A 20,792-nucleotide genomic window follows, 5' to 3' on the forward strand; every position below is an offset into this window, starting at 1 on the left:
CCGTTATCGGCCAATCCATTCTTTTCATTACCGGGATTGGCGGGGGGCTTTGTACTGTTCGGGGCTCGGAGACATCGAACGGAGAATGCCCCATGGTTCCATTCCAATATTTTTTCCCGACCACGCTGAAGTTCGGCAACGGCCTGGCCAACCGGGCCGGCGAGCTGCTCAAGCCCTTGTTCCGCGGCAAGCTGCTGGTGGTGACCGACGAAGGCCTGATCAAGAGTGGTGTGCTGGAAGGATTCTTTGCCTCCCTCAGCACCGCTGACGTGGCCTATGACGTCTTCTCGGGCGTCGAGGCAAATCCCAGCACCACCGTGCTGGAGCGCGCCGTGGCCTTCCTGAAGGACCACGATTGCACCGCGGTGATCGGCGTCGGCGGCGGCAGCAGCATCGATACCGCCAAGGGTGTCGCCGCGATGGCGACCAACGCGGGCACCATCCTGGATTACGAAGGCTACGACAGGATTCCCAACGTGCCGCTGCCGATCTTCGCGATTCCGACGACGTCAGGCACGGGCAGCGAGTGCACCGCGTCGACGGTCTTCACGAACAAGGAGACGCTGTTCAAGACCGTGATCATCAGTCCGCGGCTGTTTCCGCAACTGGCGATCCTGGACGCCGAGCTGACGCTGAAGCTGCCGCCGGCCATCACCGCCGCGACCGGCATGGACGCGCTCACCCATGCGATCGAATCCTATGTATCGAAGCAGGCGAATCCGGTCAGCCAGGCGCTGGCACTGGGCGCGGTGCGCTTGATCGGGCGCAGCCTGCGCAAGGCCTACTACGTCGGTTCGGACCTCGCAGCCAGGGAAGACATGCTACTGGGGTCGTTCCTGGCCGGCGTCGCCTTCTCGCAGTCGAAACTGGGCAACGTCCATGCGATCTCGCACACGATGGGCGGCGTGTTCAACATCGCCCATGGCATCGCCAATGCGGCGCTGCTCCCCTACGTGATCGCGTTCAACGGGCCCGCCTGCCCGGAGCGCTATCGCGACATTGCCGACGCGCTCGGTGCCGAGGTGGCGGGCGTCGATGCCGAAACCGCGGCGCGCCGCCTGGTGGCGCAGATCGTCGAGCTCAACCGCGCGCTCGGCATTCCTTCGAACATCCGCGAGCTCGGTGTCGACCTTGACCACCTGCCGCAGATGGTCGCCGATTCGATGCGCAGCGGCAACGTCCTGGTCAACCCGCGCCTGACCACGGCGGGCGATATCGAGCGGATCATCCTCGCCGCGCATGCCGGCAACCTTTGAGCGGCCCGCGGCGGCCGGGTCATCCCATCCATCATCCCAGCAAACAGGAGTCTCCATGTTTTATGAAATGCGGACCTATACGGTCCAGATCGGCAAGATGAAGGAATACCTGCAGCACTTCGAAAAGGAAGGCCTGCCGGTGATTTCCCGCTATGCCACGCTCGTCGGCTGGTGGTACACGGAGATCGGCGAACTCAACCAGGTGGTTCATATCTGGGCCTACGAAAGCCTGGACGATCGCATCAAGCGGCGTGCGGCACTCTATGAAGATCGCGACTGGCTCGAGAAATTCATTCCCAAGGCCTTCCCGATGCTCGAGAAGATGGAGTCGAAGCTGCTGATGCCGGCGGCGTTCTCGCCGATCAGATGAGATGTTGCTGCAGCGCCTCGGCAAGCAGCCTTGCACCGGGTGACAGGTGCGCGCCGGCGCGGGTCACCACGCCGTAGGGCTCCTCGATGACCGGGATCGCGACCGGCAGGCGCGCCACCAGTCCGAACTGCTCGCCAAACGCCGCCACTTCGCGCGGGATCACCGCGACCAGCTCGGCGTTCGCCTGCAACAGGGTGAGGGCCGCAAACGTCGATGCGGTCTCGATCGGATAGCGTGGCACGTCGATGCCGGCATCGGCGAGCGCGCGCTCGAGCGCGAACCGCATCGGCGTGTTGACAGGGTAGGCTACCCATGACGCCTCCCCGAGGTCGCGCAAGCTCAGCGTCTTCCTGCGGGCGAGGGGATGCGCGCGCGCGGCCACCACCGCAAGCGGCTCGGATTCGAGCGGCACGCAGTCGTAAGCCTCCGGACGCCGGCTGCCGCCGCTGCGGCAGATGGCAAGATCGACGCGCCCCTCGTCGATCAGGGCCAGCAGGCTGGTGCTGGTCCCCTCCACGATCTCGATCGAAAGATGCGGCTGACGTTGGCGCAGGTCGGTCAGCGCCCGTGTCAGCAGCGGCACCGCGCCCATGATGACGCCGACCGCAAGGTGGCCGCCGTGTCCCTGCGTCAGGGCAGTGACCTCGGCATGCAGGTGTTCCAGGTCGCTGTAGATCAGGCGCGCATAGCGCGTGACGCAGCGCCCGAGATCATTGGCGACCAGTCCTTTCGGCTGCCGCTCGAACAGCGGCATGCCGAGGATGTCCTCGATCTCGCGCAGCACCTTGGTCGCGCCAGGTTGCGAGATGGCGATTTCCTCGGCCGCCTTGTGCAGCGAGCCATGGTTCTCCAGCGCGATCAACAGCCTCAACTGCTTGAGGCGAAGGCGCGATGCAATGTTGGCGAGGGAAGGAACAGCCAGCGGCTTCATGGCAACGACAGGACCGAAAGCCGACACTTTAGCTTTTTGCGGCGTTGGACGGCGCTCGTCTGCGACATCTCACTTCTCACTTCTCACTTCTCCTGCCGCCGCCTGGGCGCCGACACAGCACTCACGACGTGACCAGGGCGCGCCTGTCTGCCCGGCTGAGCCACACCACCAGGAATCCCGCCGCAGCCAGCAGGCCGCCGGCGACTGGCACTGCGCTGTAGCCGAGGTCCAGGCTGATGACCCCGCCACCGAGTGCGGCGCCCAGGGCATTGCCGAGGTTGAACGCGCCGACGTTGATCGACGAGGCGAGTCCCGGTGCTTCCGCCGCGGCTTCCATCACCCGCATCTGCACCGGCGGGACGACGGCGAAGGTCGCAGCGCCCCATGCCAGTAGTCCAAGGGCCGCGGTGACGTGGTGGGAGAGGGCGAAGGGGAGCACCAGCATGATGACGGCGAGCGCCGACAGGACGATCTTCGTCGCGCCATCGAGCGACCAGTCCGCGAGCCGTCCCCCCACGTGATTGCCGACCGTGAAGCCAATGCCGATCAGCACGAGCGAGAGGGTGACGAAGGCGTCGGATGCGCCGGTGAGATCGGCAAGCACCGGCGCGATATAGGTGTAGAGCGTGAACATGGCGCCCGCGCCCAGCACCGTTGTCGCCATCGCCAGCAACACCGGCGGGCGGGTGAGCACGGCCAGTTCCCGGCGCACATTGGGCGGGGTGCCGCGCTCGCCCTGCGGCAGCGCCAGCCACAGCGCGGCAATGGCAACCAGCCCAAGCACCGCGGTCCCGGCGAACGCCAGGCGCCAGCCGACCTGCTGCCCGATCCAGGTTGCCGCCGGCACGCCGCCGATGTTGGCGATGGTCAGTCCCATGAACATCGTTGCCACGGCGCTGGCCTGCTTTTCTTTCGGCACCACGCTCGCGGCCACCACGGCGCCGAGGCCGAAGAAGGCGCCATGGTTGAGGCTGGTGACCAGGCGCGACGCCAGCAGCGTGGCGTATCCCGGCGCCAGCGCCGACAGCAGGTTGCCAACGGTGAAGATGGCCATCAGCGCCATCAGTGCGGCGCGCTTGCCGAAGCGGCTGAACAGCAGAGTCATCACCGGCGCGCCGACCATCACCCCAACCGCGTACGCGGTAATCAGCATCCCCGCGGTGGGGATGCTGACGTCGACGCCTTCGGCGATCACGGGGAGCAATCCCATCGGGGCGAATTCGGTGGTGCCGATGCCGAAGGCGCCGATGGCGAGCGCAAGCAGTGCGGTATTGGATTTCATCGTGGCAGATCCTGGCAGGTGCCTTACGCCGCGGCCTTGCCGTCGTAGGCGGGATAGTCGGTGTAGCCTTCGGCGCCGCCGCCATAGTGGAGCGCGCGATCGGACATGGCCAGGGGCCAGTCGTTCGCGAGGCGTGCGACCAGGTCGGGGTTGGCGATGAACGGCTCGCCGAATGCCGCAATGTCGATCAGGCCATCGGCGATGAGGTCCTCGGCGCGTGCGCGCGTCATGCCTCCGGCAAGGATCAGCACCCCCGTGAATTGGCTGCGGAACTTTGCAAGGAAGTCACTAGGCGTGGCCGAACTGCCGCGCGTGCTCTGATCCATCAGGTGGACGTAAGCGATATTGCGCCTGGAGAGTTCATCGGCGAGATGGAGATACGTTTCCTCGAGCTCAGGGTAGGCGGCCATGTCGCCGAGGCCGCCATAAGGCGACAAACGGATGGCCGTGCGTTGCGCGCCGATCCGCGCCGCGACCGCATCGATGGCTGCCAGGGCGAAACGCGTGCGGCTTTCCACGGTGTCGCCGCGGAATTCATCGGTGCGATCGTTTACCGTCGGGTTCAGGAACTGCTCGATCAGGTAACCATTGGCGCCGTGCAGCTCGATGCCGTCAAAGCCGGCCTCCATGGCGTTGGCGGCAGCCTCGGCAAAATCGGCGATCACGCCATAGACCTCGCCGGTCGCCAGTGCGCGGGGCGCGGACACATCGACCGCACCCGGCGTGCCGTCGGCGGTGTAACCCCAGGCCTTGGTGTTCTTTGCGGTCTGGCCGGTGGCACTGACCGGCTGAATGCCACCGGGCTGGATCGACACATGGCTCACGCGGCCGACATGCCAGAGTTGGGTGAAGATCGTGCCGCCCTTGGCGTGGACGGCGTCAGTGACCTTGCGCCAGCCCTCGACCTGTTGTGGTGTGTACAGGCCAGGGTTGAACAGGAAGCCCTGGGCGCTGGGCGATATCACCGTGCCCTCGGTCACGATCAGGCCGGCGTCAGCGCGTTGGCTGTAGTAGACCGCGTTGAGGTCGTTGGGCACCCCGTCCGGATTGCGGGAACGGGTCAGCGGCGCCATGGCGATCCGGTTAGCGAGCTGGCGCTCGCCCATGGTAAAGGGCTTGAACAGTAGACTCATTTTTGGACCTTGATCAGGGAGGGGTGCGGCCACCGGGGTAGTGGCCGCGGGCTCGGGAAGTTCGTCGATGGACCGCAGTTTGCGCGGTTTATATTTGTTGATTAAGCCGTGTATGGGTCAAATACTTTTGATTTCATATCAAATGTAAGGACCTGTCGTGCCGGCAAGGCAGGGTGGCATCCGAGGCCGCCGCCCGGATCAGGCCAGGTGCCGCGATGGCCCGGTGCTTATGCCGAGAAGTGCTCACCGGACCCATTGGCGCCGCGAGCGCCTTCTGAATAGGGATCGCGCGGGCTGTTGCCGCGTGCGCCATCCAGGTACGGGTCTGCCTGGCGCTCAGGACTGGCCGAGACACCGGTACGGTCGAGTCTGGCAACCACTTGCAGGTCGGGATGAGAATCGGCTGCGTTGGCGCCGTCGTAGAACGGGTTGCGACGGTCATTGCCGCGCGCACCGTCCAGATAGGGGTCGACCTTGCGGGTGGCAATGTAGCCATCCCGATTGGTGATCCTGGCGCCATCGGTGTAGCCGTCCCGGTTGCTGATGCGGGCGCCGTCGGTGTAGGCGTCACGAGGCGTGTTCACGCGGAATGCGCTGCCGGGGGTTTCCGGCTGGGCGGCTGCGTGGGCCACGCCGGCGGTCAGGGCGGCGGCCAATGTGATAGCCGTGAGGATGGTCTTTGCTTGCATGATGCGCTCCTGTTTAGTCCGATCGGCCGGGCAACCTTGGTTTGGTCGCAGGGCCAGTCTGTCATCGGGATGGCAGCTTTTAAGTGATGCTATCTACTGGTAGATAGATAAGCGGGTCAAAAAAAAGATTGCCGGGTTTTACTGTTAAGAATCCGGGCATTGCCCGGGGGTGACTGGAGTCTAGGTAGGGGCGGTATGTCTGTCCAAGACGGAATGGGTCGGACTTGAGACCCTGCAGGTCTTGCGGGCCGGTTTTGCTCCCCTCTCCCGCCCGCGGGCGAGGGGCCGGGGGAGAGGGCCGGCGCCTAAACGAAGTCCGGCCGCCACCCCGCAGCTCAGCAGTGCCCCTTACTTTTCGACAAGACGGCCCAGCGTCTCCGGCACGATCGTAGCGCCCACCAGATAGACCAGCGTGACGGCCGCGAGGAATACACCAAGGATCACCGGCAGGTCGGCGGGCGTGCCGGCGGCAAGCGATGCCAGCGTCGGCATCATCCCGCCGATGGCGAAGCCGATATTCCACGACAAGCCCGTGCCGGAGGCGCGGATGCTGGTGGGAAATCGCTCGTTCAGGAAAATGAGGATCGGCGCAAAGCCCGCGCACCCAAGCATGCTGAGCGCTACCGCGTAGACGCCGCGCAAAGTGGCGGTTGGCGCGGCCGGCATCCACTGGTAGAGCAGGGGCATCAGCACCAGGCTGAGCGCCCCGATCAGCAGGAAGGCCCGCTTGCGCCCGACCAGCGTGCTGAAATGCCCTGCTGCCACCGATGCCACGATTACCCCGAGGCTGCTCAGCATCAGGATGGCCGAGGATTCGCCGGGGGATGCCTTGACCACGACCTTGAGGAAGGTGGGAAGGTAGCCCGAAGTCAGGTAGTAGGCGCTGCCCGCGCCCACGGTCAGCAGGATGTTGACCAGCAGGATGCCACGATACTCGCGCGAGAACAGCGTGCGCAGCGGATGCGCCTGCGGCTTGGCGTGGCCGCTGGCGGCCTTTGCCGCCTGCAGCTGCTTCCACAGCGGCGACTCTTCCAGCGAGTTGAAGATGACCAGCCCCAGCACCGAGCTGACGATGCCGGCGAAGAACATGCAGCGCCATCCCCAGACCTCGAAGGCGTCGCCGGGGAACAGCGCCGTCATCGCCAGGTACGTGATCGACGCCAGCAGCGCGCCGATGCCCGCGCCGCCGCCGCCCACCAGTCCGGACACCGCGCCGCGCCACGACGGCGGCACCGATTCCGTGCCGATGGTATGCGTCGAAGCGACCACGCCGCCGACGAACACGCCCTGCACCAGCCGCAGCAGGATAAACAGCGCCGGCGCGAACAGGCCGATCTGGGCGACCGTCGGCAGCAGCCCGAACGCCGCCGTCGACAGGCCGACGCCGGTCACCGCCACCACCATGGCACCCTTGCGCCCGTGCCGGTCCGCGTAGGCCCCGAAGATGGCGGAGCCGAGCGGGCGCATCAGCAGCGTCACTGCGAACGACGCGTACACCGCCGCCAGCGACAGCATCGCGTGCTCGGACGGGAAGAACAGCTTGCCGATCACGGGCGCCACGAACAGCAGGATAAACAGGTCGAACAGGTCGAGCGCCCATCCCATGCACGAAGCCGTCACCGCGCCCAGCACCTGCCGGTTGTTCGCGGCCGCGGGTGCCGCGCTCTGTGCGCCGCTGGTCGGCACCTTGTCATTTGCCAGCACTTCCATCGTTGTCTCCATATATTTTTAAATGAACGGCTTTCCGCGATGCCCACCGGGGGGCATCGTCGATGCGTCCGTATGCGTCCGTCTCTCGGGCTCGGCAGGCGGGTCAGCCCCGCCCGCGCCTGCGCTCAGCTGCCGCGGAAATCGGGATTGCGCTTGGCGTGGAACGCTTCCACGCCCTCGCGGAAGTCGTCCGAGCTGCGCAGGCGGCTGTAGCAATGCCCTTCGAGTTCGATGGCGATCGACAGCGGTGCATCCTCGGTGTCGTTAAGCAGCTTCTTGGCGGTGCGCTGGGCCAGCGGGGAGAAGGCGCGCAGCTCGTCGACCAGCGCATCGGTGGCGGCTTCCAGCTCGGCGTCAGCGACGCAATCCACGGCGATGCCCCACTCGTAGGCCTGGCGCCCGGGAATGCGGCGCGAGCGCATGACGATGTCCTTGGTGCGGCCCACGCCCACCATCTTCTGCAAGCGCGCCGAGCCGCCGGATCCCGGAATCTGGCCGAGCTTCTGCTCGGGCAGCGCGTATTCCGTGGAGGCGGTGGCGATGCGGAAGTCGCACGCCAGCGACAGTTCGAAGCCCACGCCGAAGCAGTAGCCCCGGTTGGCCGCGATCACCGGCTTGCTGCAGCGCGCCGGCGCCGCCACGTTCCACGCCAGGTTCGACACATGTTCCGGCGACGCTTCCAGGAAGCCGCGGATGTCGCCACCGCTGGAGAAATGCTTGCCCTGCGCACGCAGCACGATGACACGCACGCGCTCATCGGCGTCCAGCGCCTCGAACACGGCACGCAACTGGTCGCGGGCCGCCATCGCGATCACGTTGTAGGGCGGGCGGTGCAGGATGATGTCCGCGCGCTCGCGGGCCGGGTCGATCTCCACGGAAAAGCCATCGAGGTCCTGCAGGCGCTGCTGGTCGGGATGGGTCAGTGCGAAGGCCTGGGTCATGTCGTTACTCCTTGATGGGGTCGGTGATGGGAAGAGAAGAAAGCGCGTTGTATTCGCCCGCCGACAGCTTGCGGCGCAGGATCTTGCCGACCGGCGATTTCGGGATGTCGGCGACAAAGACGTAGTCGCGCGGGCGTTTGAAGTTGACGAGGTCGGAGCCGCGGCAGTAGTCGTCGAGCGCACCGGCGTCGACGCAGCCGCGCGGCTTGACGAAGGCCACCACCTTCTGGCCCCAGCGGGCGTCGGGCACGCCGGCTACCGCCACCTCGTCCACGGCGGGGTGCAGGGACAGCACCGATTCGATGTCTGCGGGCGAGATGTTCTCGCCGCCGCTGATGATCATGTCGTCGACCCGTCCGGTGACGAACAGGTCGCCGTCCGCGTCGAGGTAGCCGATGTCGCCGGTAAAGTACCAGCCGTCGCGCAGGGATCTGGCATTCGCGTCGTCGCGGTTCCAGTAGCCCTCGAAGGCCTCGTCGCCGCGCAGGTCGGCGATGATCTGACCTTCCTCGCCGGGCGCGGCCAGTTCGTCGGGCGAGGCCGCGTCAAGCCGCGCCACGCGCAGCCGCGTGTTCAGGCCGGCACGGCCCGCACTGCCGGGTTTGCGCGCCGCGTGCTGGTCGACGCTGAAGGTATAGACCTCGGACGAGCCGTAGTGGTTGACGAACAACTCCGGGCGGAACGCCTGCTCGAGCCGGGTCAGCAGGCCATCGTTCATCGCAGCCCCGGCGAAGCCGAGCTTGGTGACGGTGCGCACATCGTTGCTGTCGAAACCCGGCTCGGCCAGCAGGTCATGGTAGAGCGTGGGCACGAGATAGAGGCAGCTGACGCGATGGGCGGTGATTGCCTGCAGCGCCTGCGACGCGCTCCAGCGCCGCACGCAGACAAAGAGGCCGTCCACCAGCGCCATGGCCAGCAGGGACCGCACGCCCATGGTGTGGTACAGCGGCATCACCCCCAGCGTCCGTTCGCCGCGCCGGTACAGGTTCTGCGCAACATGCGCCAGCGCGGCTGCGCGTTCCTGCCGGTGGCGGCGTGGAACACCTTTCGGCTTGCCGGTAGTGCCGGAGGTGTACAGCATCAGCGAGATGTCGCCGGCTTCAGCCTGCGTGCTGTCCCGGCGGGGCGTGGCGCGGAGCAGGGTGTCGAACGAAAGCGAGCCGCCCGGCGCGCCGTCCAGCGCGATGCAAGGGACTTCCTGCGCCGCGGCGCTGTCCAGCACGGCGTCGGCGCTGACCGGCTCGAACACCAGCGCCTTCACGCCGGCGTCGCGCACGCAGTGGTCCAGCTCGTCCGGCTTGGCGCGCCAGTTCAGCGGGACGATGACCAGGCCGGCGAACTGGCAGGCCCAGTGCAGGGTGGCCATCTCCCAGCGGTTCTGCAGGATGGCGAGCACGCGGTCGCCGGGACACAGGCCCAGGTCGAGCAAGCCGGCGGCCACGCCGCGGATGCGCGCGAGCCATTGCTCGTAGGTCAGCAGCAGGTCGCCGTCGACGATGGCGGCGGCGTGGGGGCTGCGCTCCACGCTTTGCAGGAAGGTGCGGCCGAGATCAAGCATCGCAGTGCTCCCTGGCAACCGGTGCCGCAATCCGGCGCGAGCGCGCGCGGCTGGCGGCCACGTCGAGGACGGCGGCGACGATCGGCGTGTAGCCCGTGCAGCGGCACAGGTGGCCGGACAGCATGTCGCGCACCTGCGCCTCGGTCGGCTCGGGTACCCGCTCCAGGTAGTCCGCACACGACATCAGGATGCCCGCGGTGCAGAAGCCGCACTGCAGCGCATGGTGGCGGCGGAAGGCTTCCTGCAGGTCGCCCAGGCCTTCGCGCGGGGCCAGGCCTTCGACGGTATCGATGGCGCGGCCGTCGGCCTGCACCGCCAGCATCAGGCAAGAACGCGCGGCCACGCCGTCCACCCGCACCGTGCACGCGCCGCAGACGCCATGCTCGCAGCCGACGTGGGTGCCGGTGGCGCCGAGTTCATGGCGCAGGAAGTCGGACAGCAGCTCGCGTGGCGCGCACGAGGCGCTGCGTTCGGTGCCGTTCAGGGTCAGGGTGACGCGGTGGCGCTGGTCGCGCCGCATCACCGGAGGCGCACCCAAAGTTGCGCCGTGGGGGGTCTTGCTCATCTTGCCTCCTCGATTGCGCGCATGCCCAGTTGCCGCACCAGGTGGCGGCGGTACTGCGCGCTGACATGGGCGTCGTCCTGCGCGCCCAGCTTCCAGCTGAAATCGTTGATTGCCTCGGCCAGCGCCTTGCCCTGCAGGCGTGGCCAGGTCTCCAGCACCGGCCGGTCGGCGACGCCGCCCACGGCCAGCGCAATGGCGTCGTCCGTGACGATGGCGGCGCAGGCCACCAGCGCGAAGTCGCCATGGCGGGCGGAGAATTCCGTAAAGCCGTAGCGCGCGCCGGGCCGCCTCAGGGGGAAGCGCACCGCTTCCACCAGTTCGTCGGGCTCGCGCGCTGTCATCAGCATGCCGCGGAAGAATTCGGCGGCCGGCAGCACGCGGCGGCGGCGCAGCGAGCGCAGCACCACCTCGCCGCCGAGCGCGGTGAGCACCAGCGGCAGCTCGGCGCTCGGGTCGGCGTGGGCGATGGAGCCGCACACGGTGCCGCGGTTGCGGATCTGGAAATGAGAGATATGCGGGAAGGCGAGCGCGAGCAGCGGCACCTCGTCGGCCAGTGACGGACGCCATTCCACGCTGCCCTGCGTGGCGGCGGCGCCCACCACCAGATGGCCGTCTTCCACGCGCACGGTATCGAGCTCAGGAGTGCGCGAGATGTCGACCAGCAATTGCGGCTGCGCAAGCCGCATGTTCAGCACGGCCATCAGCGACTGGCCGCCGGCCAGCACGCGGGCACCCTCGCCGGCACGGGCCAGCGCTTCCAGCGCATGCTGCGCGGATTCGGCGCGCAGGTAGTCGAATGCGGCGGGTTTCATCGACGGACTCCCAGCAGCGCCAGCAGGCGCGCGATCCAGCCCGGCTTGCGCACGGGCTTGCCACCGGCCTGCCGGCCGAGCGATTCGAACAGCTGGCGCAGCACCACCTTGGCCGCGCCTTCGAGCATGCGGCCGCCGACCGCGGCGACCTTGCCGGACACCTCGGCCTCGTAGTCGTAGGTGAGACGCGTGCCGGCGCCGTGCGGGGCCAACTCGACCAGACCCGCGCCGCGCGCGCTGCCGAGCGAAGACAGGCCCGCGCCCGACAGCCGCAGCCGGTGCGGCGGCTCCAGGTCGGACAGCGCGATCTCGGCTTCGTAGCGGGCCTTGATCATGCCCACGCCCACGGTTACGTCGGCGCGGTAGCGGTTGTCGCCGATGGGCACGAGCGCGTGGCAGCCCGGCACGACCTTGGCCAGCGCCTGCGGGTCGAGCAGGACGGCGAAGACGGCCTCGGGCGTGGCGTCCAGGTCGACCGTGCCGCGCGCGCTCAGCGCCTTGCCGCCCTTGCCGCCGCTCTTGTTGTTTGCCGAGGCCTCTCTTGCCGCCTCGGCCAGTTCCGGACGCGACGGCGGCGGGTCGTCGAAGCCGATCATCGCCATCACCCTGGCGGGCGTGAGCGGCAGGCGGATGTCGCGCACGCCCAGCGCATCGGCCACCGCGTTGGCAACGCATGGCGGCGTGCTCATGTTGTTGCCCTCGCCGAGGCCCTTGGCACCAAGCGGCGTGAACGGGCTCGGTGTCTCCAGATGGACGATGAGCGGGTCGGGCACCTCGCACGTAGTCGGCATCAGGTAGTCCGCCAGCGTGCCGGACTGGAAGCTGCCGTCCGGGCCGTAGCGGAATTCCTCCATCAGCGCCGCGCCCAGTCCCTGCGCGAAGGCGCCGCGGATCTGGCCGTCGGCCAGCGCCGGGTTGAGCAGCTTGCCGGCGTCGTGCGCGGTTACGTAGCGGTCGATGCGCACGCGGCCGGTGGCGCGGTCGATCTCCACGCCGCACAGGTCGAAGGCAAAGCCGTAGCAGGCGGAAGTATTGACGCGGTCCTGCTCGTCCGGGGCGTCGAGGTTGGGGGGCGACCAGAACACGGTTTCGCGCAGGCCCGGTTCCTCGCCGGCCGGTAGCAACTGCGGCGACCAGTGCGGCGCATTGCTGGCCGCGCGCGCAAAGGGCAGGGCGGTATCGGGCGCGCCCCGGCGCACGATGCGGCCTTCCGCGAAGACCAGTTCGGCCGGGTCGCAGCCCAGGTGCGAGGCCACGATGCGCGCCAGCTTGTCGCGCACGCGCGTGGCCGCCAGGTGCACGGTGCCGGCCACGGCACCGGCGAAGCGGCTGGAGTAGTTGCCCGCGGCCACGGACCACGCATCCTTGTGCGTGTCGAATTCGACGTTGACCACGACGTCAGCCGGATCGATGCCGAGCACGTCGGCCACCACCTGCGCCGACACGGTCATGTGGCCCTGTCCCGCCGGCGTGGACGCGATGGTCACCACCACGCCGCCGAGCAGGTCCACGCTGACCGTGGCGCTGGCGATGGCGCCGTTCTTCGGGCCCGCCTTGCGGCGTGCCTCGGCCGGCGTCGCGGTGGTGATATAGCCCATGTTCGACACCGAGGGCTCGACGATGGCAGCGAAGCCGATGCCGTACAGCCTGCCCTCGGCGCGCGCGGCGTCGCGGCGGCGCTTGAGCTCACCGTAGTCGCCCGCTTCCAGCGCGCGCGACAGCGCCAGCTGGTAGTTGCCGGAGTCGAGCAGCGCGCCCGCCGCGGCACGATAGGGAAAGGCATCGGCGGGCACGAAGTTGCGGCGGTAGACGTCGAGCGGATCCAGGCCGAGCTCCACTGCGATCCGCTGCACCAGCCGCTCCAGCGCGAAGTACACCTGTGGCCCGCCGAAACCCCGTACGAGCCCCGTTGGCGTCTTGTTGGTCAGCACCACGCGGTTGCGCACCAGCAGGTTCGGGACCGCGTAGGCACCGGTCAGCAGGCCATGCATGCGGTAGAAGGTGGCGGGCTCCGGCGCACGCAGGTAGCCGCCGCAGTCCTCGAGCTGGTCGTACGAGAGCGCGACGATGCGGCCGTCCGCCTCGACCGCGGCTTCCAGGGTGGAAAGCCGCGCGGTAGCAGACGTGGCGGCGCTCAGGTGCTCGAGCCGGTCTTCCACCCACTTCACCGGCGCGCCCGCCTTGCGCGAGGCAAGGCACATCAGCACCACGTAGGGGAACACCGCCTGCTTGACGCCGAAGCTGCCGCCCGAGTCGCGCGGCGCGACGTGGCGCAATCGGTTGGCCGGGACTTGCAGCGCCATCGCCATCACGGCGTGCAGCGAGAACGGCCCCATGAAATTGGAGGTGACCTGGTAGCCCTCGTTGCCCGGCAAGTGCTCGGCAATCACCACGCCGCACTCGATCGGCGCGCAGGTGTTGCGCGGGTAATGGGCGGTCAGCGCCACGCGGTGCGGCGCGGCGGCAAAGGCGGCCTCGGGGTCGCCGTAGCGGAAATGGCGGTCGCTGGCCACGTTGCTGCCAAGGCCGGGATGCAGCACGCTCGCGTCTTCGGCGACCGCGGCCTCGATCGACACTACCGGCGGCAACACGCGGTACTCCACCCGCATGAGGTCGAGCGCATCCTCCGCCAGGGCGCGGCTCTCGGCCACCACCACGGCCACCGGCTCGCCCACATAGCGCACGCGTTCCATGGCCAGTGCCCACTGCTCCATCGGCGCCTTCACACCCACCACGAAGGGCTTCGACCAGGCGGGCAGGTCGGCCCCCGTCAGCACGGCACGCACGCCCGGAGCCTGCAACGCGGCGGCGCAGTCGATGGCGCCGAGTTCGGCATGCGCGTGCGGCGAGCGCAGGATGGCGGCGTGCAGGGTGCCGGGCCTGACGCCGAGGTCGTCGGCGTAGCGGCCGCGGCCGGTCAGGATGGCGGCATCCTCGACGCGCGGCATCGGGCGGCCGACATGGGGCGCCGGCCAAGCCTGCCGTGTCTCCAACGTGCCGGTCGTTTCGCCAGCATCGAATCTTTTCATTTGCGACTCCGTTCACTGCGGCGGCACCGGCCCGGAAGGCGGGCGGGACCGTGCAACGTCAAACGGAGATTAGTGACATCCCGATATAAGTTCTAATATTGATTTCTGATTCAGTTAATCATTGGAAATGATGGATAGGGTCTTCCCGGAGACAGGTGGAGATGTTCGGAAGGTGGTTAAATGCCGGAGTTTTCCGCACCGCAAGCCGCCTTGGTCTCATCATAAAAATTGATGCATCAAAGTCGGCTTCATTGATACCAACTGCCCATGGACCTCAAACAAATCCAGTACTTCATCGCGCTGTTCGAGGACGGCTCTGTCACGCGCGCGGCCAAGCGCCTGAATATCGTGCAACCGGCGCTCAGCATGCAGATCGCGCGGCTGGAAGAAGAATTCGGGCAGAAGCTGTTCGATCGCATCCCGCATGGCATGGTGCCGACCGCTGCGGGTCGCATGATGTACCGCCTGTTTCTCCCCATCGTGCGCGACATCGCCGGTGCGCGGCAGCAGATGATGCAGCGCGAGGAGCAGATGGCCGGCCGCATCACGCTTGGCATGGTCGCGTCCGAGACGGAGAGCGTGCTGGTGGGATCGCTGGCGCGCTTCAATGCGCGCTATCCGAACGTAGAGGTATCCGTGGCGGACGGCTTCAGTGCCGCGCTGATCGATCTCGTTTCCGCCGGCCAGCTTGACGCGGCCGTGGTGCATCGCCAGCGCGGCCGCCCGGCGCTGCAGGTGCAGCCGCTGCACGACGAGGAAATGGTGCTGGTGACCAGCGCCGCGCACGGCCCCGAACTCCCGGCATCGGTAGAGATGGCAAAGCTGCCAGGACTGGAACTGGTGCTGCCGACCAAGCGGCATGGCTTGCGCGTGGTGCTGGACACGGCGACGCAGGCGCAGGACGTCACCCTTGCGCCGAAGTTCGAGATCGACATCCTCGGCACCATCGTCCAGTTCGTGGAAGCGACGCGCTTTGCCACCGTGCTGCCGCGCATCGTGGTGCTGCGCGCCGTGGAAGAGGAGCGGCTGCGGATGCATACCATCATTGCGCCGCGCATCGTGCGGCATCTGGTTTGCGTGAGCCATCCGCAACGGCCGCTGAGCACGGCGGCCGAGGCGTTGATCGCGATCGTCGCGGAGGAAATCAGGCGGGTTTGCGGGGTGGCGTAACGGGGTGCTTAACGGTGGGGGCGATCGCCTGGGCACTGAGGCAGCGCACGGTGCGGCTGTCGCAGCCGTTATCGGTCTATCCAGTCATTTCATTACCGGCATCGGCTTCGCTCACTTACTGTTCAGGCTAAGGTCCAGCGATACGCCGCGAGTGCCGCGCGTGTTGCAAGAGGCCAACCCGCCCGGCCTCCAACGGCTTGTGAAAGGAAGAATCGAATGCTCAAACGCCTCTGCAAATCTCTTGGTGTCACACTGGCCCTCTGTTGCGGCTTCGGCCCGGTCCATGCGCAGTCCGCCGCGCCCATCACGATGGGCCAGATCAACCTGACCTTCTACGTGGCCACGGGTGCCGTGATACAGGCCGTGCTCGAGGACCTTGGCCACGCCGTCAAGGTGACGGAAGGCAACCATCCGGCCATTTACGAGCGCCTTGGCAAGGGCGAGGTCGACATGCTGGTCGCCTCCTGGCTGCCGCACGCGCATGGCAAGCTGCAGGCGCCGCTTGCCGGCCAACTGGTCGAGGCGGCCACGCTCTACGAGGGGGCGCGCCTGTACTGGGCGGTACCGGCCCATGTGCCGGCATCGGCGGTGCGTTCGGTTGACGACCTGAAGAAGCCCGATGTCATCGCCCGCATGGACAAGGAAATCGTCGGCGTGGGGCCGGGATCGGGCCTGATGGTCGGGTCCGCGGAGATCATGCAGCGCTACGGCCTTGAAGCCGCCGGCTACCAGCTGAAGCTGGCAAGCCCGACGAATGGGCGAAGCGGCTGGAGACCGCGACCGCGTCCGGCAAATGGATGGTGATGCCGTTGTGGCAGCCGCAGTACCTCAACGCGCTCTATCCGGTGCGCGTGCTCGACGAGCCCGCGGGCATCTTCGGCACCGATCGCGCGGTGGTGGTGGTCCGCAAGGCCGTCTGGGAATCGTGGCCCGCGCGCACGCGTACCGTGGTGTCGCGGATCCAGCTGGGGATTCCGGTCGTGACGGAGCTGGAACGGCAGATCGTCATCGACCGTAAGCCGCCGGCGGCGGTCGCGCGCGACTGGATGAAGGCAAATCCGGAGATCGTGCGCGCGTGGGTTGCCTCGTGAACTTAGGGCTTGAATTTCCTTCGTTGCGCAGGAAATGGACGACGTTCCCTGTTCACCGCCCTTACTAAATGCGCCAGGATCCTGAATGCATGTCGCTGCCAAGCGCAGCGACATAGTTCGGTGGCATCCTGAATGGCCAGACCCCCGGGGAATTCGTGCCCCAGGCCGTCGCGGCCCCCATACCACTCAACCCACCCAGGGGCCGTTCCATCGGCCCCCTTTGCGTTCCAGCCATGACTGGATCGAGCAGACCTCCCTCCCGCTCGACGCAGCCCTTTGCTTGCCACCGCTGCGCCGACCTGGCCACCCGGCACAGCAATGGCCCGATTTTCCTCTCCTGAACCATTAGCGGCCTGGCCGGGTTAACGCTGATGGAAGACCCATATTTGTGTACATAGAATCCATAAAAACACATGAAGTCTAAAAACGAACACACAGTCCAATTTCAACGGAGCACACAGCCATGGGTGAAATCCGGGCGGAAACGCGCAATGCGACCCGCATCCTGACTATCTGCAATGAACGCATCCGCAACGCGTTCGACGAGGCCATGTCGGTAGCGCTGCTCGCCGCATTCGACGAGGCAGAGGCGGATCCGCGCATTCGCGTCGTGGTCGTCACTGGCGCCGGCGACCTTGCATTCTCGAGCGGGCACGACCTGAAGGAACTTGCTTCCGGTGCGCATGCCCGCAGCACGGTCGGCGAGGCGCCGTTCATGCGGCCGCTGACCATGAAGAAGCCGGTGCTCGCAGCAATCAATGGTCACTGCTGGGCGGCGGGTTTCATGCTCGCGCTGTCGTGCGACCTGCGCATCGCCAGCAATAACGCGGTGTTCGGCTCTCCGGGCGCGCGCCTCGGCATCCTGCCCGAGGGCGGCCAGCTATACCGGTTGCCGCAACTGATCGCGCCGACGCGAGCGCTCGAAATGATGCTGACCGCTGCCCCGATGAGTGCCTACGACGCCGCCAGCTGCGACCTGGTGTCACGGCTGGTGCCAAATGGCGAGGCGCTCGCCGAAGCCATTGCGCTCGCCGAAGTGATCGCATCGCGCTCGCCGGCGGTCGTGCAGGCGGTGAAGTCGGGATTCAACCTCGGCCTGCGCGAGGGCAGCGTGCGGGCCGAGCGCTACGAGGCCGAGACCGCCCGCATCCTGCATCAGGGCGACGACGCCCGCGAAGGGATTGCCGCGTTCCTCGAGAAGCGCGCGCCGCGCTTCGCGGACCAGCCTGCCTTGGCCAACCCGTTGTCCGCCGAACATCCTGGAGCCTGATCCGAACATGACTACCACGCATCCCCTGCAGCGCCTCTTCCGCCCACGTCACGTCGCGTTGCTGGGCGTATCCCGGGACACCGACAAGGCCGGCTACAAGTTCCTGCGCTCGTTGCTTGACGCCGGCTTCGCCGGGCGGATCTCGCTGCTCGGCAGGCAGGCCGGCGAGCTTGAGGGCCTGACGATCCACACCGAGCCGGACGATCTGCCGGGCGATATCGATGTCGCCTTCAATCTACTGGGCCCCGCGCAGACGCCGGCGGTGCTTGAGGCGGTTGCCGCGCGCGGCGCTGCATTCGCGGTGGTGTTCACCGCGGGCTTCGCCGAGATGGGCGAGGAAGGCGAGCGGCTGCAAGACGATATGGTGCGTGCCTGCAACGCGCATGGCATGCGCATCGTCGGGCCGAACTGCATGGGACTGGCCAACCTGCACGTCGGGCTGAACCTGACCGAGATCACGCCGCTGCCGGTCGGACCGGTCGCGCTGGTGTCGCAAAGCGGCAATGTCGCGGTCACGCTGTGGGACCAGGCACGCAAGCACGATCTCGGGTTCTCCTGCTTCGTTGGCTTCGGCAACCAGGCCGACATCCCGATGCACGAGTACATCGACTACCTTGGCCAGGACGACGACACGCGCGTGATTGCGGTCTACCTGGAAGGCCTGCGGCCCGGCAGCGGTGATGCGTTCTTCGAAGCCTGCGCGCGCGTTTCCCGCAAGAAGCCGATGGTCGTGCTCAAGGGCGGGCGCACCTCGGCGGGACGGCGCGCGGCGCAATCGCATACTGCGTCGCTGTCGTCATCCGAACGGGTTTACCAGGCGCTCTTCGACGAGGCGGGCATGGTCGAGGTGAGCCAGCTGGAGCACCTGCTGCCAGCCGCCGAAGCGCTGATGCGCTGTCCGCCGATGATGGGCGACGATGTCGCCATTGTCGGCTCGGGCGGCGGCCACTCGACTGTCTGCACCGACGAGGTGGAATCCGTGGGCCTGCGCGTGCCCGAATTCCCGGCAGCGGTGGTCGAGACACTGTCCGGCCTGCTGCCTTCGTGGGCGCCAAAGCGGAATCCGGTCGACATGACCGGCGCCTACATCAACGATCCGAGCCTGTTCTCGTCGCTGACCGAACTGGTGATGCGCGCCTGCCCGTCGTTCGATGCCGCCGTCAATTACGGGCTTTACGGGCTGTGGAAGGGCGGCGTGCTCGGCAAGGAAAGCCCGCACGACTATGCCAGCGCCGCGCCGTTGCTCGGCGCCTTGCAGACCAAGCTCGGCAAGCCGCTGGTCTTCTACACGCCTTACGCTGACCGCGCGCATCCGTCGTTCACCGCGATGCGCCAATCCGGAGTGCCGTGCCTGGAATCGATCGAATCGGTCGGCGTCGCGCTCGCGGCGTTGCGCAAGCGTGGGCGCTATCTGGCACGCGCCGGCGAAGCGCTGCCGCAGCGCCAGGTGGCACCGCTGCCGGCAGCGGCCGCCACGTCCGCGGTGCCGTCGCAGGACTACTCGTCCGAGGTCGCCGCGTACCGCCTGCTGGCGCGCCACGACGTGAAGCTGCCCGAGGTGCTGACGGCGGAGTCGCCCGAGGCGGCCGTGGCGCAGGCGGAACGGATCGGCTATCCGGTCGTCGTCAAGGCGATCCTGCCGGGCGTCGCGCACAAGAGCGACATCGGGGGCGTACGCACCGGCCTGGGCGATGCCGGCGCGGTGCGCGACGCGGCGCGCGCGATTTCCCACAGCGTGTCGCAGGCGCTCGGTGCCGCCGCGCTCGACGGCTTTACCGTCACGCGCGACCTGGGCCGCCGCCGCGAGCTGATCGTCGGCGTGCGGCGCGACGTGTCACTGGCGTCGCTCGGTCTGATCGGCCTTGGCGGCGTGTTGACCGAAGCGCTCAACGACGTTGCCGTGGTGCTGTTGCCAGCCACGCCAGAGCGCGTGTCGCGCGCGCTGGCACGCCTTACCAGTGCGCGTGCCTGGGGCGAGTTCCGTGGCGAGCCAGCCGTGCCCGCCGATGCGCTTGCCGACCTGCTCAATCAGCTTGACGCCGCCCTGAGATCCGATCCCGTCATCGACAGCGTCGAATGCAACCCCGTGATGGTAGTCGGGCGGGATCTGGTTCCCGTTGACGCCGCCATCGCCATCACCGAAAAGGAGCCGACGTGACTATCCCGATGCCGCTTACCGAAATGCGGGACAACGTGCTGACCATCACGTTCAACCGCCCGGAAAAACTCAACGCGCTCACGCCGGAAATCTACGCGTTCGTCGGTGACCGCGTCAGCGAAGCGAGCGCGGATCCCGCCTGCCGCGCGGTGGTGTTGCGCGGCAATGGCCGCGCCTTCTCGGCGGGCTTCGACCTGTCGCTACAGATGGGAGAGCGCTCGCACGAAGACCGGCTGCACTCGCTGCATGAAATCGCGAACCGCGCGCGTTGGGCGGTGTGGCGCTGCAAGAAGCCGGTGATCGCGGCGATCCACGGCTATTGCATGGGTGGCGCGTTCGAACTGGTGCTGCCGTGCGACTTCACGATCGCCACTGAAAGCTGCACGCTGGGCGAGCCCGAGATCCTGTTCGGCGAAGGGCCGGCATTCATGATGGTGCCCTGGCTGGTCAACCACAAGATCGCCAAGGACATCCTGCTGACCGGCCGGCAGTTCACCGCGCCAGAAGCGCTGCGCATGGGCATCGTCAGCACGGTGGTGCCGGACGATGGGCTGGACGCCGCGGTGGCATCGCTGACGCAGAAGCTGTTGCGGCTGCCGCCTGCCGCGGTGGCGATCAACAAGGTCGGCATCAACCGCGCGTACGAGACCCAAGGCATGGCCGCGCATATCGACAGCTGGGTGGAGACGGCGGCGTACCTGGCGTTCATGGACGACGAGGCGCGCGGCGAGTTCGCGCGCCTCGTGAAAGAGCAGGGGCCCAGCGCGGGCATCCAGTGGCGCACGCAGTATTACGCCGACGGCAAGACCGCCGCCGGGAGCTGACGC

General features: G+C 67.4%; 18 protein-coding genes. 8 read left to right on the forward strand and 10 right to left on the reverse strand.

Translation table 11 applies throughout. From position 1 onward, the window contains the following. Positions 1-92: 92 nt before the first annotated feature. A complete protein-coding gene (locus MKD50_RS08180) occupies positions 93-1,256 on the forward strand; it encodes an iron-containing alcohol dehydrogenase (RefSeq protein WP_252666819.1) in 1,164 nt (387 codons plus the stop codon). Between the two features lie 55 nt (positions 1,257-1,311). Further along, on the forward strand, positions 1,312-1,626 hold the full coding sequence (locus MKD50_RS08185) for an NIPSNAP family protein (RefSeq protein WP_252666820.1): 315 nt from the start codon (positions 1,312-1,314) through the stop codon (positions 1,624-1,626). Here MKD50_RS08185 and MKD50_RS08190 read toward each other — a convergent pair. The 10 genes from MKD50_RS08190 to MKD50_RS08235 all read right to left on the reverse strand — a co-directional run bounded on the left by MKD50_RS08190 (position 1,619) and on the right by MKD50_RS08235 (position 14,276). Continuing rightward, the gene (locus tag MKD50_RS08190) at positions 1,619-2,557 is read right to left on the reverse strand and encodes a LysR family transcriptional regulator (RefSeq protein ID WP_252666821.1); all 939 of its coding nucleotides are present in this window, start codon (positions 2,555-2,557) and stop codon (positions 1,619-1,621) included. The genes MKD50_RS08185 and MKD50_RS08190 overlap by 8 nt on opposite strands. A gap of 121 nt (positions 2,558-2,678) precedes the next feature. Further along, a complete protein-coding gene (locus MKD50_RS08195) occupies positions 2,679-3,839 on the reverse strand; it encodes an MFS transporter (RefSeq protein WP_115703323.1) in 1,161 nt (386 codons plus the stop codon). A 23-nt stretch (positions 3,840-3,862) separates the two neighbouring features. After that, entirely contained in the window at positions 3,863-4,972 is a 1,110-nt protein-coding gene (locus tag MKD50_RS08200) for an alkene reductase (RefSeq protein WP_252666822.1), read from the reverse strand. A 227-nt stretch (positions 4,973-5,199) separates the two neighbouring features. Continuing rightward, a complete protein-coding gene (locus tag MKD50_RS08205; protein ID WP_252666823.1) occupies positions 5,200-5,661 on the reverse strand; it encodes a copper resistance protein CopQ in 462 nt (153 codons plus the stop codon). A 348-nt stretch (positions 5,662-6,009) separates the two neighbouring features. After that, on the reverse strand, positions 6,010-7,371 hold the full coding sequence (locus MKD50_RS08210) for an MFS transporter (protein WP_252666824.1): 1,362 nt from the start codon (positions 7,369-7,371) through the stop codon (positions 6,010-6,012). Between the two features lie 125 nt (positions 7,372-7,496). Next, positions 7,497-8,312: an enoyl-CoA hydratase/isomerase family protein gene (locus MKD50_RS08215; protein ID WP_252666825.1), complete on the reverse strand. Its 816-nt coding sequence runs from the start codon at positions 8,310-8,312 to the stop codon at positions 7,497-7,499. A 4-nt stretch (positions 8,313-8,316) separates the two neighbouring features. After that, complete coding sequence (locus tag MKD50_RS08220; protein WP_252666826.1) at positions 8,317-9,870, reverse strand: AMP-binding protein; 1,554 nt, start codon at positions 9,868-9,870, stop codon at positions 8,317-8,319. After that, a complete protein-coding gene (locus MKD50_RS08225) occupies positions 9,863-10,435 on the reverse strand; it encodes a (2Fe-2S)-binding protein (RefSeq protein ID WP_115703314.1) in 573 nt (190 codons plus the stop codon). The genes MKD50_RS08220 and MKD50_RS08225 overlap by 8 nt, the downstream gene beginning before the upstream one ends. Then, complete coding sequence (locus tag MKD50_RS08230) at positions 10,432-11,247, reverse strand: FAD binding domain-containing protein (RefSeq protein WP_240072180.1); 816 nt, start codon at positions 11,245-11,247, stop codon at positions 10,432-10,434. Before MKD50_RS08230 ends, MKD50_RS08225 begins: the two co-directional genes overlap by 4 nt. Then, a complete protein-coding gene (locus tag MKD50_RS08235) occupies positions 11,244-14,276 on the reverse strand; it encodes a xanthine dehydrogenase family protein molybdopterin-binding subunit (protein WP_252666827.1) in 3,033 nt (1,010 codons plus the stop codon). The genes MKD50_RS08230 and MKD50_RS08235 overlap by 4 nt, the downstream gene beginning before the upstream one ends. Positions 14,277-14,543: 267 nt before the next feature. Between MKD50_RS08235 and MKD50_RS08240 the strand changes: the two genes are divergently transcribed. The 6 genes from MKD50_RS08240 to MKD50_RS08265 all read left to right on the forward strand — a co-directional run bounded on the left by MKD50_RS08240 (position 14,544) and on the right by MKD50_RS08265 (position 20,789). After that, on the forward strand, positions 14,544-15,446 hold the full coding sequence (locus MKD50_RS08240; RefSeq protein WP_252666828.1) for a LysR family transcriptional regulator: 903 nt from the start codon (positions 14,544-14,546) through the stop codon (positions 15,444-15,446). 216 nt (positions 15,447-15,662) lie between these two features. Beyond that, positions 15,663-16,250, forward strand: coding sequence for a glycine betaine ABC transporter substrate-binding protein (locus tag MKD50_RS08245; RefSeq protein WP_252666829.1), 588 nt, complete (start codon positions 15,663-15,665; stop codon positions 16,248-16,250). Beyond that, on the forward strand, positions 16,244-16,537 hold the full coding sequence (locus MKD50_RS08250; RefSeq protein ID WP_252666830.1) for a glycine betaine ABC transporter substrate-binding protein: 294 nt from the start codon (positions 16,244-16,246) through the stop codon (positions 16,535-16,537). The genes MKD50_RS08245 and MKD50_RS08250 overlap by 7 nt, the downstream gene beginning before the upstream one ends. Positions 16,538-17,000: 463 nt before the next feature. Next, entirely contained in the window at positions 17,001-17,807 is an 807-nt protein-coding gene (locus tag MKD50_RS08255) for an enoyl-CoA hydratase/isomerase family protein (protein ID WP_115703305.1), read from the forward strand. A gap of 7 nt (positions 17,808-17,814) precedes the next feature. Further along, entirely contained in the window at positions 17,815-19,965 is a 2,151-nt protein-coding gene (locus MKD50_RS08260; protein WP_252666831.1) for an acetate--CoA ligase family protein, read from the forward strand. After that, on the forward strand, positions 19,962-20,789 hold the full coding sequence (locus MKD50_RS08265; RefSeq protein WP_252666832.1) for an enoyl-CoA hydratase/isomerase family protein: 828 nt from the start codon (positions 19,962-19,964) through the stop codon (positions 20,787-20,789). Before MKD50_RS08260 ends, MKD50_RS08265 begins: the two co-directional genes overlap by 4 nt. The last annotated feature ends 3 nt before the right edge of the window (positions 20,790-20,792 follow it).

Source organism: Cupriavidus mimosae (assembly GCF_023952485.1).
GTDB classification, from domain to species: Bacteria; Pseudomonadota; Gammaproteobacteria; order Burkholderiales; family Burkholderiaceae; genus Cupriavidus; species Cupriavidus taiwanensis_C.